Source organism: Ralstonia sp. AU12-08 (genome assembly GCF_000442475.1).
GTDB lineage: Bacteria > Pseudomonadota > Gammaproteobacteria > Burkholderiales > Burkholderiaceae > Ralstonia > Ralstonia insidiosa.
In genome coordinates this window covers 222,372-237,881 of record NZ_ASZV01000008.1, presented here as the reverse complement: position 1 = coordinate 237,881, position 15,510 = coordinate 222,372, and the positions used below count along the sequence as shown (strand labels likewise).

Annotated in this window: 16 protein-coding genes; 10 read left to right on the top strand and 6 right to left on the bottom strand. The window is 63.1% G+C overall.

Annotated features, from left to right (window positions below):
• The first annotated feature begins 53 nt into the window (after positions 1-53).
• From C404_RS60425 to C404_RS36650, 4 genes are all read left to right on the top strand, one after another.
• Positions 54-362: an SDR family oxidoreductase gene (locus C404_RS60425; protein ID WP_235180618.1), complete on the top strand. Its 309-nt coding sequence runs from the start codon at positions 54-56 to the stop codon at positions 360-362.
• On the top strand, positions 244-1,350 hold the full coding sequence (locus C404_RS60595; protein WP_232317386.1) for a patatin-like phospholipase family protein: 1,107 nt from the start codon (positions 244-246) through the stop codon (positions 1,348-1,350). The genes C404_RS60425 and C404_RS60595 overlap by 119 nt, the downstream gene beginning before the upstream one ends.
• Positions 1,351-1,375: 25 nt before the next feature.
• The gene (locus tag C404_RS36655) at positions 1,376-2,389 is read left to right on the top strand and encodes a YeeE/YedE thiosulfate transporter family protein (RefSeq protein ID WP_021193732.1); all 1,014 of its coding nucleotides are present in this window, start codon (positions 1,376-1,378) and stop codon (positions 2,387-2,389) included.
• Positions 2,390-2,559: 170 nt separating this feature from the next.
• Positions 2,560-4,050, top strand: a complete 1,491-nt coding sequence (locus tag C404_RS36650; RefSeq protein WP_152524419.1) for a tetratricopeptide repeat protein — start codon at positions 2,560-2,562, stop codon at positions 4,048-4,050.
• Between the two features lie 20 nt (positions 4,051-4,070).
• Here the strand turns inward: C404_RS36650 and C404_RS36645 are convergent, their stop codons facing one another.
• The 6 genes from C404_RS36645 to C404_RS36620 form a co-directional block, all read right to left on the bottom strand.
• Positions 4,071-4,856, bottom strand: a complete 786-nt coding sequence (locus C404_RS36645; RefSeq protein WP_021193730.1) for a molybdopterin-dependent oxidoreductase — start codon at positions 4,854-4,856, stop codon at positions 4,071-4,073.
• 13 nt (positions 4,857-4,869) lie between these two features.
• On the bottom strand, positions 4,870-5,502 hold the full coding sequence (locus C404_RS36640) for a cytochrome b/b6 domain-containing protein (protein WP_021193729.1): 633 nt from the start codon (positions 5,500-5,502) through the stop codon (positions 4,870-4,872).
• A 147-nt stretch (positions 5,503-5,649) separates the two neighbouring features.
• The gene (locus C404_RS36635) at positions 5,650-5,898 is read right to left on the bottom strand and encodes a pentapeptide MXKDX repeat protein (RefSeq protein WP_021193728.1); all 249 of its coding nucleotides are present in this window, start codon (positions 5,896-5,898) and stop codon (positions 5,650-5,652) included.
• A gap of 425 nt (positions 5,899-6,323) precedes the next feature.
• Entirely contained in the window at positions 6,324-7,583 is a 1,260-nt protein-coding gene (locus C404_RS36630) for a serine hydrolase domain-containing protein (protein WP_031328981.1), read from the bottom strand.
• Positions 7,584-7,778: 195 nt separating this feature from the next.
• On the bottom strand, positions 7,779-8,450 hold the full coding sequence (locus C404_RS36625) for a hypothetical protein (protein ID WP_152524417.1): 672 nt from the start codon (positions 8,448-8,450) through the stop codon (positions 7,779-7,781).
• A 60-nt stretch (positions 8,451-8,510) separates the two neighbouring features.
• Positions 8,511-9,518, bottom strand: a complete 1,008-nt coding sequence (locus tag C404_RS36620; protein WP_021193725.1) for a zinc-dependent alcohol dehydrogenase family protein — start codon at positions 9,516-9,518, stop codon at positions 8,511-8,513.
• 145 nt (positions 9,519-9,663) lie between these two features.
• Between C404_RS36620 and C404_RS36615 the strand changes: the two genes are divergently transcribed.
• The 6 genes from C404_RS36615 to C404_RS0129675 all read left to right on the top strand — a co-directional run bounded on the left by C404_RS36615 (position 9,664) and on the right by C404_RS0129675 (position 15,463).
• The gene (locus C404_RS36615) at positions 9,664-10,026 is read left to right on the top strand and encodes a winged helix-turn-helix transcriptional regulator (RefSeq protein ID WP_021193724.1); all 363 of its coding nucleotides are present in this window, start codon (positions 9,664-9,666) and stop codon (positions 10,024-10,026) included.
• 89 nt (positions 10,027-10,115) lie between these two features.
• Positions 10,116-10,550, top strand: a complete 435-nt coding sequence (locus tag C404_RS36610) for a MarR family winged helix-turn-helix transcriptional regulator (protein WP_021193723.1) — start codon at positions 10,116-10,118, stop codon at positions 10,548-10,550.
• A 46-nt stretch (positions 10,551-10,596) separates the two neighbouring features.
• Entirely contained in the window at positions 10,597-12,060 is a 1,464-nt protein-coding gene (locus C404_RS36605) for an efflux transporter outer membrane subunit (protein ID WP_021193722.1), read from the top strand.
• Positions 12,061-12,104: 44 nt separating this feature from the next.
• Positions 12,105-13,367 (top strand): HlyD family secretion protein, encoded by a 1,263-nt coding sequence (locus tag C404_RS36600; RefSeq protein ID WP_021193721.1) that lies wholly within the window; start codon positions 12,105-12,107, stop codon positions 13,365-13,367.
• A 66-nt stretch (positions 13,368-13,433) separates the two neighbouring features.
• Entirely contained in the window at positions 13,434-14,987 is a 1,554-nt protein-coding gene (locus C404_RS36595) for a DHA2 family efflux MFS transporter permease subunit (protein ID WP_021193720.1), read from the top strand.
• Positions 14,988-15,013: 26 nt separating this feature from the next.
• Complete coding sequence (locus C404_RS0129675; RefSeq protein WP_021193719.1) at positions 15,014-15,463, top strand: MarR family transcriptional regulator; 450 nt, start codon at positions 15,014-15,016, stop codon at positions 15,461-15,463.
• Positions 15,464-15,510: the final 47 nt, after the last annotated feature.

The following is a 15,510-nucleotide window of genomic DNA, read 5'->3' as shown; positions in this document are numbered from 1 at the left end:
TCACCGGTACGGCTAAAGCGCGCGGCACCACCGGGCAGCAGGTTATCGACGAGGTGTTGCTCAAGGCTCAGCCGTCCAAGAGATTCTTGACCATCGATCAGGTGGCCGCGCTTACGGCGTTTCTCGCAGGGGATGCGGCGGCCTCCATGACGGGCGTGGTAATGCCCATCGACGGCGGTCGGACCGCATGGAGACATCATGGCAACCAAGACAGCTCCCACGGCTCCCGTCGCTCCCGACAATGTGCGGCGGATCGGCGCTCAATCGCCCCTCGGACAAACGGTGCTAGTGCTGCAAGGCGGGGGAGCGCTGGGCGCATACCAAGCGGGCGTGTACCAGGCTATGCACGCGGCGGGTATTGAGCCGGACTGGATAGTTGGCACATCGATCGGCGCGATCAACGGCGCGATCATCATGGGAAACCCGCCCGAGCGCCGAATGGAGCAGTTGCACGCCTTCTGGGAACGTACGGAAATCCAGCAAACGGACTTGCAAAGCTATTGGGCGAGCCTACTGGGCAACACGTTCACCAACCTGGGAACGTTCACGCGCGGACTCCCCGCTTTTTTCGCGCCTAACCCCGCTGCGATGTTGGGACAGTTTGCTGCCGTGGGTATCGACCACGCCGCCTACTACACCACGGCGCCGCTGCGCCAAACACTCTTGGACCTGGTGGACTTCGATTACCTGGCTCAGCGCGACCATCGCCTGACGGTAGGGGCGGTCAACGCCAATACGGGCGTGATGCGCTATTTCGACAGCCGCCATGAGCCTCTGCGCGTTGAGCACGTGATGGCCTCCGGTGCTTTGCCTCCTGCGTTTCCTGCTGTGCGCGTGGACGGCGAGCCCTATTGGGACGGCGGTATTTATTCCAACACGCCTGTGGAAGTCGTGCTGGATGACAACCCGCGCCGTGACTCCACCATCTTCGCCATCCAATTGTGGACACCGCACGCCAGTGAACCGCAGAGCTTGGCGCAAATCAGCGAGCGACAGAAGGACATCCAGTTCTCCACCCGCGACACAAGCCACGTGCAGCGTCAACAGCAAATCCACAAGTTGCGTCACATCATTCGCGAGATGAGCAAGCGCTTGCCCCCGAAGCTGCGCGACGACCCCGCCATCCGCGAGCTTGCGGCCTGGGGATGCGGCACAACAATGCACCTGGTGCGCCTGCACGCGCCACGCCTGCCTGGAGAGGACGCGTCCAAGGACATCGACTTCACCCGCCAGGGCATTCGCACGCGCTGGGAAGCCGGCTACAACGATGCCTGTCGTGCCATCGCTCAACGGCCATGGACCACTCCAGTGGATCCGACGGACGGCGTGATGATCCACGATATCTCGTGATGTAAAACCAGTGATGAACGGCTTTATGTTGACGACTGCGCTGACATCAGTCTGCCTGCTGAGCGCAGGCGTGATGGGTTACGCCATTCAGCGCGGCGCAACCTGCACAGTCGTCGCGGTGACAGAAATACTCGACACGCGCCGCTTCGGGCGGCTGCTCGCCATGCTGGAGGCGTCTCTATGGGTGCTGGCCGTCATCCTCGGATTGAAAATGCTCGGCCTGCGGATGCCAATGCCTCAAGGATACGCATCGACTGGTTTAACGGTGGCAGGGGCGGCGCTGCTTGGCATCGGCGCGGCGGTGAACCGGGCGTGCGTGTTCGGTGCTATCGCCCGCTTTGGCAACGGCGAGTGGGCCTACATTGCTACGCCGCCGGGATTTCTTGCAGGTTGCTGGCTAGCCGCACATGTCTTTCCCTTCATGACTAACGCCCCTTTGCAGCAGGCCGCGCCAGCGTTATCGCTACCGGCATGGGCTGCTGCAACAGTGATGGCTGTCGTCGCCGCACGTGTTGCCTGGACGGTCTATCGCACATTCATCTGCGGTGCCAAATGTCCGGCTGGCAATGTAGGCAATCGAGAGAGCTCGCCACGGGTCACCTGGGCAGCGCGGGCGTGGCATCCCTACAGTGCCACGCTCGTCATCGGAGTCACTTTCATTATCCTGCTGACACTGGCTGGCGCCTGGACCTACACCGATACCCTCGCGGATTGGGCGCTCGAGCGCATGAGTGCGGCCGCTCTGCGCGGCCCGCTATTGCTGGCGCTGTTTGCCGGGGCAGCCCTGGGAGGATGGACGGCAGGCCGCTTTGCACCGGCTCGCCCCACAGGGACGGCGATAGGTCGTTGCGCGTTGGGCGGGGCCCTCATGGGCATCGGTAGTTTCTGGATTCCCGGGGGCAACGACGGCTTAATCCTCACTGGCTTGCCACTGCTTTGGCCGTACGCTTGGATTGCGTTCTTCACCATGTGCGTGGCGATCGCAGCCTATCAGTTGCTGAGCCGGCATGTCCGGGAGGGTCAGAACAACCGGCCGTAAGGTTGCCCGGCAGCTCTCGACATCCATCACGAGACCCAGCTCACGCTGGTTTCTCGTGACGGTCTGCATCGCCGTTGTCCTTGCTGTTCCACCCTTCGCTTCATTTCCGTCCGCTTACGTATGCAAGGAAAGCGCCATGCTGAAGGGCCTAGCTATCACTCCACCCGCTATTGGGCGCATTTTCATTGGCAAAATCGCCCTTTCTTTGTCAGGAATCGGCGGCGGCCGCGACCAATGTGCACCACGCCACCATCGACCGCTGCGCGGCGGGACGTGGTGAGGTGAGTAGCGCTCTCGATGCCCAACCGCAACCCCCTACATTCATGCAAGATGCCATCACACAGGCGCTGAACGCCGCCCTAGCCCGCCACCGCACGGGAGACCTCGGCGCCGCTGAAACGGCATACCGCACCATCCTCGCGGCACATCACAACGACCCCGATGCCACTTATTTCCTCGGCCTGCTGCTGCACCAGACCGGCCGCAGCGACGACGGCATGGCTCTGGTCGAACGTGCGCTGCACCTGCAGCCGGATCGTCCCGAGCGCTACAACGAACTCGGCAATGCCCGCGTACAGCGGGGCGAATTGACCCAAGCGGCCGAGGCGTTCATCCACGCGCTCGAACTGAAGGCGGACGACAAGCTCATCTGGAACAACCTGGGCGCGACCATGCTGGCGCTGGGCATGGCGGACGACGCGGCGACAGCCTTCCAAAACGCCATCGCCCTCGACGCCGACTTTGCCGACGCACTGGAACACTATGCCAACCTGCTCAGCGCGCGTGGCCAGACACAGGAAGCCGCCCTGTACCATTGCCGCGCCATACTTGCCCGCCCCGAAATCGACCAGCCGGAACAACTACGCCGTGTAGCGCTTTACCGGCTGGGGCGGCACGCAGAGGCAGCAGAAATCTATCGGCGCTGGCTGGAAAGAGAACCGGACAACCCCATTGCACGCCACTTCCTTGCCGCATGCGCAGGCACCGATACCCCTCCACGCTGCGCCGACGCATTCGTGGAGCAGACGTTCGACGACGCCGCGCCGCAGTTCGACCAGAAACTGACCGGGTTGCGCTACCGCGGTCCGGAATATGTGGGCGATGCCCTGCGTCAGTTGGCCTTGCCACAGGGCTCACTGGATGTGCTGGACGCCGGCTGCGGCACTGGCCTGTGCGCACCACACCTCGCCCCCGTGGCCCGAACGCTGACCGGGGTCGACCTATCGGCCGGCATGCTGGCGCTCGCGCAAGCTGCCGGGCTGTACCACCAATTGGTCAAGGCCGAACTGGGTGAATATCTTGGTACCCACCCCACCCAATGGGACCTGATCGTCGTGGCAGACACATTGGTCTACTTCGGAGGGCTGGAACACATCGCTAGCGCGATGGCAGCCGCCTTGCGGCCTGCCGGCCATGCGATCCTGACATTCGAGGCGCTGGACACCAGCAGCGACGGAACCGATTACGTGCTGCAGCCCAGCGGCCGCTACGCACACAAGCTGACTTACATCGAACGCTGCCTTGCCGATGCCGGCTTTACCGGAATCACCAGCCGGAGCGCCCCCATTCGTCACGAATTCGATCGCGAGATTGCAGGCTGGGTGGTGGTGGCGGAACTGCCACGTTGGGACCTTGCCGCACCAGTCGGCACCCGCCCCTGAACTGGACAATTAGAAAGCCTTCACGACCCACCGAACCAGTTGTAGCCCTGGTCAACCCAATAGCCACCCGGAAACGTGTTGGTGACGAAGATCTCCATGATGTGCTTCGGGTTCTTGTAGCCGAGTTTCGTCGGCATGCGCAGCTTCATCGGGAAACCGAATTCGGCAGGCAGCCGCATGCCGTCGTACTCGAACGTCAGAAGCGTCTGCGGATGCAAGGCAGTCGGCATGTCGATGCTCTCGTAGTAATCATCCGCACACTTGAAGCCGACGTACTTGGCGCTCGTATCGGCCCCCACTCGGCGCAGAAACTGGGCAAACGGTGTTCCGCCCCAGCGGCCAATCGCGCTCCATCCTTCAACGCAGATGTGGCGTGTGATCTGTTCGGCGTGCGGCAGCAAATACAGTTCGTCGAGCGTCCAAGTCCGCTTACCGGTGACCAGACCTGACACAGTCAATCGGTATGTCGATGCATCGACGTGCGGCACCTCCTCCATCGAGTAGAACGCGTTGAAGGGAAATGGCCGTGTTAGGTCGGCTTCGGTGTAGGTGGGTGCAAGGCGCTTGGGGTCAAACAGCCAGGCCTGCACACGGTCATTCATGCGTGAGACCTTCAGCAGGAAATCATTGACCGAGGCGTCGTCTACGAGGGTGCAGCCAGTGAGCATCGTCAAACCACCAAGCGTGAGAATGCGCCGGTTGAACAGGCGCCGCGATGGCATCTCGAGTTCACGGCGCACGTCGATCTCCAGCGCGCGCCGGTCCAGGCGATAACGGGTGACAGCATTGCGGGGCTTCGATGGCATGGTGACTCTCCTTTCAACGCCCGCGGATCATTGCCAGCAGCGACCGAGGAACGAGCGCCGCCATCGTGACGTGGACCACAAAGAAAAGGACGAGGAACGCCATCGCCCAGAAATGCACGACACGGGCTGTGTCATAGCCGCCCAGCAGTGTGCGCAGCAGCGGAAACTGGACCGATTTCCAGATCGCGAGACCCGACAGCACAAGCAGAATCAGGTCGATGATCGCTGCCAGGTAGGCTGCGCGCTGGACCGCGTTGTAGACACTCAGATCGCTGTGACTCAGCTTGCCGTGCAACGCTGCCAAGACATCGCGCAAGAGTGTTCCCAGCGTGACTGGAAAAAATTTCCGGAGGATACGCCCGGTGATGCACGCGAGCGTCAAGTACAGCGTGCCGTTGATGAACAGCAGCCACATCGCCGCAAAATGCCATTGCAAGGCACCGCCAAGCCAGCCTCCCAGCGTAATGTCGGCCGGAAACTCGAACCATTCATAGATTGGCGAAGCGTTGTAGATGCGCCAGCCGGACAACACCATCGTGATCGCCGCAAGTGCGTTCAGCCAATGGCTCACGCGCACCCACAGTGGATGAATCAACCGCACCGGAACATCCGGCGCGCGGGGAGCAGCAGGAACCGCACTCATCATGCAATCTCCTGAAAGGGACATGGCGGGCTGGTTGACTGGCCAACTGTGCACCGTCCTATCCCGCCTGTGGTGACGCCCTGATCGCAGCGCTCATTCACAGAGGGGCACCGCACCACTTGCTGGTCAAGTGGCGCGGCACTATCACCGTTACTGCTTCATCTCATCCTTTTTCATATCGCCCTTCATCTCGTCCTTCTTCATCTCATCCTTCTTCATCCCCCCCTTCTTCATCTTGTCTTTCTTCATGCCTTCCTTTGCCATCTTGTCGTGCCCCATCGCGTCTTTGGCCATCGGGGCTTCCTCTTTCTTGGGCATGGTATCGGTCTGTGCGAACACGGCACCGGTGCTAACAAAGGCGAAACCGGCGACACAAGCAGTAATCAGTGCTTTCTTCATGGTGCGACTCCTTGGTGGAAAAGGTGTGTGGAACGACTTAGTCGAACATCGTCACCAAAACTGACACGCGATCACAATTTTCTTGCCAACAAATGCATCCAATGCGTCACTTCTTATGGCTTGGTGACGCTATCGGAAGAATTGCGACGTGGTCAACGCTAAGCGTGCGACTCAACGCGATCCTGTGTCAACACAAGGCATGCGCTCCAGACTTGCTTAAGCGGGCACGGGGTATGACTGAACGGCGGCGCAGCGCGAATCCGGCCACCGCTCACGGGAGAATGCCGGTGTCACCGGCGAGTCAAGCATTGGATTGACCAGGGAAGCCTGCTGGAGGCATCTGATCCGGACGCTCGGCATCCTCGCGCAGCAGGATCTGCGCGCGAAGATGCCGGCGTTGAATGGTGCTGATGTCAGCGCAGCAATTACGCAGCGGCACCCACCTCGGTGATCGCGCTATAGACCAGCGTGCGCAACTGGCGGCGCACCGGATACGCCGACGACGGCAACACCTGCGTCAGGAACAGGCCGATCAGATCCTCCTGCGGGTCGACCCAGAAGAAGGTGCCAGCGGCGCCGCCCCAGAAGAAATCGCCAGTGCTGCCGGGGACCAACGTGGCCGGCTGCGCCACCGTGGTGGCAAAGCCGAGCCCGAATCCCACGCCGTCATAGGCAGCCTCGCTGAACATCGAGCGCGGCGACATGCTGGAGATGCTGGCCCCGCCCGGCAGATGGTTGGCGGTCATCAGCGCCAGCGTCTTCGGCCCCAGCAGGCGCACGCCGTCCAGCTCACCGCCTTCCAGCAGCATGCGCGCGAAGCGCAGGTAGTCAGCAGCGGTCGACACCAGGCCACCGCCGCCCGAAACAAAGCTGGGCGGCTTCAGGTAGAGGCTGGTGCGCGGATCGTCTTGCAAAGCTGGCCGATCGGACACCGCCGTCGAACCAAGCGCCCCCACGGCATAGCAAGCGCAGAAGCGAGACGCATTCTCTTCCGGCACGTAAAACGCCGTGTCGACCATGCCCAGCGGATCGAATATCCGCTCCTTCAGGAAGGTCTCGAACGGGATGCCGCTGACCTTCCCAACGAGGTAGCCCAACACATCGGTGGAGACGGAGTAGTTCCAGGCCTCGCCCGGCGAGAACTCGAGCGGCAAGCCAGCCAGCTTCTCGATCATCTCGTCCAGCGTGCCCTGCGTGGCGATGTCGCCCAGCTTGAGCTGGCGATACGCCGCGTCAACGTTGGTGTTCTGGTGGAAGCCGTAGGTCAGGCCGGAGGTATGGCGCAGCAGGTCGACCACCTGCATGGGGCGCGCTGTTGGACGCGTCTGGAAGCCCTGCATGAAGCCGCCGGTATAGACACCCAGGTTTTTCCACGCTGGGATGTACTTGCTGACCGGATCATCCAGCGCGATCTTGCATTCCTCGACCAGCATCATGATCGCCACGGACGTGACGGGCTTGGTCATCGAATAGATGCGGAAGATCGAATCCTCGGCCAGCGGGACTTGCCGCTCACGGTCGGCCTGGCCGAGCACGGAGTTCAGGACCCGCTCGCCGCGACGCCACACCTGGGTCAGGGCACCGGGCAGCTTGCCGGTGGCGATATAGGCGTCATCGATAAAGCGCTCGACCCGCCCGAGCCGATCCCTGGACATCCCATGTGTTTCGCTACGCCGCGCATCCATGCTTTCCCCTTGTACCGTGTATTCACAACTGCGCCGCTGGCGCAGGCTGACAATGGCATGCCGGCGCGTGGTGTTGCTGACCGCGCGTACCGGCCCGATGGCTGTGTGGTGGAGCGCAGGCGTGCCCAGCTTCGCCACACGCCGCCATCATGACATCACCCGCGGCGCTCGATGCGTTTGCACCCCTGGAATGCGCTATTGCCACTCAGATTGATCAAGTTCCGGCGGCAGGCTCCAGGCTTGGCTTTCCGCGCGGAAATAGGCCATGACCTGATTCGCCTCGTGTTCCGTATCAATCAGATCGGGCAGACCCCCATCCGCAGCCTCGGACATTGCATCCTCGTCAGAGGGATCGCGCATGCAGGCAGCCAGGACGCGCTCCAGCACCGCTGCCCGTGATGCCATGCCGATGTGCCGGTAGATGTTGGCGATCTCTTGCACGCGCGCCTCCCCAAGGTTGGGGATCGCTGTGTAGCCCTCATTGGCGAAGCCGTCCTCCAGATCAAAGAGCGCGACGGCATGCTGGAAACCGATGGGGAGAGACTGCAATTCGTCATCCGTATGGCCATGCCCGCTCCGACCGCCACTGGATAGCACGCACACCGGCAGATACTGCAACGCGTCGAAGAACAGGTCGTTGTCTTCGATGGTCCAGAACGCAAGCGGCAGGCGCTTGCCACCCAGTTCGCTTGCCCAGAACTTATGCAGCATGCCGCGCAACGTGAACAGTGCGGGAATCGTATAGATGGGAATGGGTTGGGCGTGGAGCATGGCGTTGAGCACTCGAAAAACGCGGCCATCAAATGCACGGCCACAAGGTCTGACATCACCCGCCTTTGCGCGAGCGCCTGCAAGCAATCGAACCACGCACACCATCCAATTGCCCAGCCCGGCACAAACCGCCGAGCTGGGCACTGCCGTCAGATATCAGATCGACAAGCAAAGCTTACCGAAATGCTTACCCGCCGCCTGATGGGCAAACGCCTCGGCAATGTCCTCCAGCGCGAACGTGCGGTCAATCACCGGCTTGATACCCGTCGCCTCGATCGCGCGCACCATGTCGCGCTGCTGGCTGCGGCTGCCGACAATCAGCCCTTGCAGCGTCTGGTGGCGCAGCATCAGCTCAACGGTGGGCACCTGCCCGACAACGCCGGCAAGCACCCCGATCAATGCGATATGGCCGCCGGTGCGGCATGCGCGGATGGACTGCGTCAGCGTGTCTGCCCCGCCGACCTCGATCACCTGATCGACGCCCCGCCCGTTCGTGTACTCCAGCACCTTGGCAGCCCAGTCGGTGTCGCGGCGGTAGTTGATGGTGTGATCTGCGCCGAGTGTACGAACGCGTTCCAGCTTCTCGTCGGAGGATGACGTTGCGATGACTGTTGCGCCCATCCGCTTGGCGAACTGCAGCGCGAAGATCGATACGCCGCCGGTGCCGAGCACAAGCACGGTGTCACCGGCCTTCAATTGCCTGTCGACCACGAGTGCGCGCCATGCGGTCAGGCCTGCTGTGGTGAGCGTTGCCGCTTCTTCGTGGCTGTAGCCGCGTGGGGCGTGCGTGAACCAGTGTGCAGGGTGGACGACGCATTCGCGTGCGTAGCCGTCAACGCCATCGCCCGGCACGGTCTTGAAGTCCGACAGCGTCGGGCCGCCGTCCAGCCAGGTCGGGAAGAAGGTCGACACAACGGCATCACCCACTGCGAATTCGCTGACGCCCTCGCCGATGGCCTCGACAACGCCGGCGCCATCGGACATCGGGATGCGGCCATCCGCGCTGGGCAAACGGCCGGTCACAACGCCAAGGTCATGAAAATTCAGAGAGCTCGCGTGAATGCGTACGCGGATTTCGCCAGGGCCGGGCGCGCCGGGGTCGGCAAGTTCGACCCGTTGAAGTTGATCCAATCCGCCGGGCTGGCGCAAGGTGATGGCTTTCATTGAAACGGTTCCTTGAGAGAGATCGAAACAGCGCCGCAGCCGTACACGGCAACGTAGCGACAGGGGAGATTGTCGAGCTGCACATCGATCACCGCAAGAACGTACAATTATCGCCAGTACTATCAATTTTGTAGGTAAAAACCCAATGCGTCGCAAACCCCAAGGCATCAAGAGCGGTTGCGCGGTCGAGGTCACGCTTTCCGTGATCGGCGGCCTGTGGAAGCCCGTCATCCTGTTTCATCTGCTGGACGGCACGAAGCGCTTCATGGAACTGACGCGGCTGATTCCCAACGCCACACAGCGCATGCTGACGCTGCAACTGCGTGAGCTGGAAACCGACGGCATCATCGTGCGGCACGTTTATCCGCAGGTGCCGCCCAAGGTCGAATATGCGCTGACCCCGCTTGGGGAGTCGCTTGCACCGGTGCTGATCAGCCTGCGCGACTGGGGGCAGTCGTACCGGGAGCGCGAAGTGCCGGACGCACTGCCAGAGGCTGTAGAGGCTTAGCCACCCCATCTCCTGCGTTGTTACAATTCTTCTTTGACAAAATCTGACTTGTCAAATACTGTGCAGTCCAACAACGCAACGAGCAGGCCATGAAGCACTACAACCGCGACAACTTCCAACTCTTGCAAAGCGTGGGGTTCTACATCACCCGGGCCCGCAACCTGACCGGGATGGAGCTGGACGACGCACTGAGCCCGCTGGACATCACGAGCCAGCAGATGGGCATTCTGTTGTCGGTGGCGCGCGATATTGCCAATACGCCGTACGAGCTCTCCAAGCTGCTCGGCATAGATACCGGCTTGATGACACGCACGCTCGACAAGCTCGAGCTCAAAGGCCTGCTGGTCCGCAGCCGCAGCCTGGAAGACCGCCGTGTGGTCAACCTGGAGCTGACGGCCAAGGGCGCAGACATCGCAAACCAGGTGCCCGACATTGCCGCCGAGGTATTGAACAACCGGCTGCAACGCTTCTCCCCCGCCGAGTTTCAGGAATTCCTGCGCTTGCTGAAGAAATTTGCGGAGTGAGTCTTACGGCTCATTTTTTTTATTCATTTATCTGACAAATCAGAAAATGCAAAATCAAACGAAACCCGATCGCCTGCTCCACCGTCCTGCCATTGCGCTGTCGGCCGTGTGCATGGCCGTGCTGGCCGGCTGCGCCAACTACGCCGGCATCCATAGCGACAGGCAGATGACTGAGCCTGGCGGCCTCGCCACCACGCAAAGCCTGCCGGCCGAACGGGGCCGCTGGCCCGCCGCAGGTTGGGCCGACCAATTTGGCGACGCGCAGCTCAAAACGCTGATCGACGAAGCCCTGCAAGGCAGCCCGTCGCTGGAGATGGCTCGCGCCCGCGTGGCCGCCGCAGCCGCTGCCAGCGAAGGCGCCAACGCCAACACGCTGCCGCAGGTCTCGGCCAGCTACAGCATCAACCGCCAGCGCTTCTCGGAAACCGCCCTCGTGCCGCCGCCGTATGCGGGCGCCTGGCAGACCGAGAACAAGGCCGCAGTCAGCGCCTCGTACGATCTGGACCTGTGGGGCAAAAACCGCGAGGCGCTGAAGTCTTCCGTTTCGGCCCTGCGTGCGAGCGAGGCCGAGACCGAGCAGGTCAAGCTCACGCTCTCCACCGCCATCGCCCGCGCGTACAACGATCTGGCCCGCCTGTACGCACTGCGCGACATCGCTGCAGACCAGCTCACCCAGCGCCAGCAGGTGCTGCGGCTCACGCAAGGCCGCGTGACGATGGGCCTCGATACCGATGTGGAAAAGAAAGACGCAGAAGCCGACGTCGCCAGTGCTGAAGCCACCATCGCCTCACTCGACGGCAGCGTGCAGCGCGTGCGCTACCAACTCGGCGCGCTGCTGGGCAAAGGGCCCGACCGCGGCCTGGCCATCGCCCGCCCCACGTTGGGCGTGGGCGACACGGTGGCGCTGCCGGACAACCTGCCCGCCGATCTCGTCTCGCGCCGCCCGGACCTCGTGGCTGCCCGCTGGCGCGTGGATGCCAGCACGCACGACATTGCCGTGGCCAAGGCCGACTTCTATCCGGACATCAACCTTGCCGCCGCAATCGGCCTGGACGCCTTCGGCTTCGGGCGCTTTCTGACGGCAGCCAGCCGCACCGCCAACGTGGGGCCCGCCATCCACCTGCCGATCTTTGACGGCGGCGCGCTGCGCGCCCAGCTCAAGGGCCGCTATGCCGACTTCGACTACGCCGTCGCGCACTACAACGACACGCTGGTCAACGCTTTGTCCGACGTGGCGACACAGCTCTCGGAAATCCGCTCGGTTGACAACGAACTGGCCGCCAGCGTGCGCGCACAGGACGCCGCCCGTCGCGCATTGCAACTCGCACTCGCGCAGTACAAGGGCGGACTGACCACACAGCTCACCGTGTTGCACGCGCAAGCCAACGCGCTGACGGCCGACCAGCAGGTCGCCAGCCTGCGCATGGCGCGCCGTGACCACCAGATTGCACTGGCCTCCGCACTCGGCGGCGGCTACCAGGAAGCACCGCAGAACACGCAAACCCGCTGAACCATCGTCTCCCATCCACATTGCCGGACCAAACAGGTGCCCAAATGAACGCCCCGATCCAGAACGAAACGCAGGCCGTTGCCGAAGCCAACGCCGCCCCGACCACCCACCTGAAGACCCGCCGCAAGGCGCTGCTGATTGCGCTGGGCCTGGCCACCACCGTGGCCGCTGCCGGCTATGGCGCGTACTACCTGAGCGTGGCCCAGTACCACGAAGATACCGACGATGCCTACGTCAACGGCAACCTCGTCCAGCTCACGCCGCAGGTGTCGGGCACCGTGGTGGCCGTCAATGCCGACGACACGCAGATCGTCAAGGCGGGCGAACCAATCGTCTCGCTGGACCCGGCCGATGCGGAAGTCGCGCTCGACAATGCCCGCGCCCAGCTTGCGCAGACGGTGCGCCAAGTGAGCAGCCTCTACGTCAACAACACCGTGTACGCCGCCACCATCGCCCAGCGCGAGGCGGATCTCGCCCGCGCACGTGACGACCTGCGCCGCCGCACCACGGTTGCCGAAGCGGGTGCCGTGTCTGCCGAAGACGTCGCCCATGCGCGCGACACCGTGCGCGCCGCTGAAGCCGCACTGGACACCGTGCGCCAGCAACTCGCCAGCAACCGCACCCTGACCGCCCAGACCACGGTGGCCGAACACCCCAGCGTGCAGGCCGCCGCCGCCAAGCTGCGCGATGCTTACCTCGCCAACGCACGCAACACGTTGCCCGCGCCGGTCACGGGTTATGTAGCGCGACGCTCGGTGCAGGTCGGCCAGCGCGTCGCCCCGGGCACGCCGATGATGGCCATCGTGCCGCTGGACGGCGTGTGGGTCGACGCCAATTTCAAGGAGGTGCAGACGAAACACATCCGCGTTGGCCAGCCTGTTGAACTGCGCGCAGACATGTACGGCAACTCGGTCACGTATCACGGCAAGGTGGCGGGCTTCTCTGCCGGCACTGGCGGCGCATTTGCCACGCTGCCCGCGCAGAACGCCACCGGCAACTGGATCAAGGTCGTGCAACGCCTGCCGGTGCGCATCCAGCTGGACCCGGCAGAGTTGCGCGAACACCCGCTGCAGATCGGCCTGTCGATGCAGGTGGATGTGAACACGCACGGTGCCGCCAGCATCCCGCGTGCGCAGCCGGCAGTGCCGCTCAACACGGCCACGCGCACCGATGTGTTCCGCCGGTATGGCGAAGACGCCAACGCCGAGATCGCCCGCATCATCGCGCAGAACAGCACTCTCGATGCCCGTTCGCAAACGCAGCTCGCCCGCGCAGACGCACCGCGTGCGACGGCCCCGCAGATGTAAGCCGCCCCTTTTTTCCCCAACTATCTGACAAGTCAGAAAAATTGACGCAGCCTCTGCGAGGTCATCATGGATGCACAAGCCAATACCGAACCCGCACCGCTCACCGGCGGCAAGCTGGCGCTCGGCTCCCTAGCCGTGGCGCTGGCCACGTTCATGAACGTGCTGGATTCGTCGATTGCCAACGTGGCGATCCCGACCATTGCCGGCAACCTGGGCGTGTCGGTGGATGAAGGCACCTGGGTCATCACGCTGTTTGCGGCGGCCAATGCGGTGTCGATTCCGCTCACGGGTTGGCTGACGCAACGCATCGGGCAGGTGCGCCTGTTCGTGGCGACCATTCTGCTGTTCGTGCTGTCGTCGTGGCTGTGCGGCTTGGCGCCCAACCTGCCGGTGCTGTTGGCTGCGCGCATTCTGCAGGGCGCGGTGGCGGGCCCGATGACGCCGCTGTCGCAGGCCATCCTGCTGGGCTCGTACCCGAAGCAAAAGAGCGGCACGGCACTGGCGCTGTGGGCCATGACGGCCACCGTCGGCCCGATTGCCGGCCCGCTGCTGGGCGGTTGGATTACGGACCGCTACTCGTGGTCGTGGATCTTCTACATCAACATCCCCGTCGGCCTGTTTGCCGCGGCGGTCACGTGGTTCCTCTACCGCGATCGCGAATCGGCCACGCGCAAGCTGCCCATCGACAAGATCGGCCTGGTTTCGCTCATCACCTGGGTGGCGGCGCTGCAGATCATGCTCGACAAGGGCAAGGACCTGGACTGGTTCAACTCGCCGTTCATTGTCGGGCTGGCGGTGGTGGCGCTCATCGCGTTTGTGTTCTTCCTGATCTGGGAACTGACGGACCAGCACCCCATCATCGAACTGCGCCTGTTTGCGCGCCGCAACTTCCTCTCGGGCACGGTGGCCATCTCGGTCGCCTATGCCGTGTTCTTCGCCAACCTGGTGATCCTACCGCAATGGATGCAGCAATGGCTGGGCTACCCGGCCGTCAACGCTGGGCTGGCCACCGCGCCGCTGGGCATCTTTGCCGTGCTGCTCACGCCGGTGCTGGGCCGCATCCTGCCGAAGTCCGACATGCGCGTGCTGGCAACACTCGCCTTTGCCGGCTTTGCGGGCGTGTTCTTCATGCGCTCGGGCTATACCGCCAATGTGGATACGTGGTCGCTGGTGTTGCCGACACTGCTGCAGGGCATTCCCACTGCAATGTTCTTCGTGCCGCTCACAGCCATCATCCTGTCGGGCCTTCCGCCGGAAAAGATTCCCGCTGCTGCCGGCCTGTCGAACTTCGTGCGGGTGTTCTGCGGCGCGGTGGGCACATCGCTCGCTACCACGGCATGGAGCAACCGCACCATCCTGCACCACGCACAACTGGCCGAACAAAGCAGCGCGAACAACCCAACCTATACCGCCGCGCTGGACGGCATCCGCGCCGCGTTCGGTTTCAGCCCGGCTGAGGCACTCGCCTACTTCGAGCGTGGCCTGGATGCACAAGCCTCCATGCTCGGGCTGAACGACATCTTCTGGATCTCAGGCGTGATCTTCTTGGTGATCGTGCCGCTCATCTGGCTGGCCAAGCCCGTCAAGGGCACCGGCGGTGGCGCGGTGGCCGCGCATTGAAAGCCTATGCATTCACGGAGTCAACGATGTTGCAGATGCCCCCCATGCCAGATTCGGCCGTGCTGCTGGATGTGCTCGTCTCGGTCAATCGGTTGCACAGCACGCTGCAGCAACGCGTGACGGAGATGCTGGGCAGCACGGGACTCTCGCTCTCGCAGTGGTTGCTGCTTTGCCACTTGCACCACGCAGCCGCCGGCACGCTGACGGAAGTCGCCGTGACGCTGCATCGGGACATCGGCGGGCTCTCACGTGCGGCCCATCTGCTTCAGTTGCGCCGCCTGATTTCTGTCACGCGCGGCGCGGAGGATCGGCGCAGCGTCCGGTTGTCGATCAGCGCGCCCGGCATCGCACTTTGCGAGTTGTTGGATCAACAGATAGCCGAGCGCCTGACCAGCGCGCTGACCGCCAGCATGGGGCTGCAATCCGTGCATGCGCTGCGGCATCTGATGGAAGGCGCTGCCGCATCGCTCACGTAGCGCACGTGTCGTCATGCCGCTTTCAACGTAGCGCGATTGCGCGAATA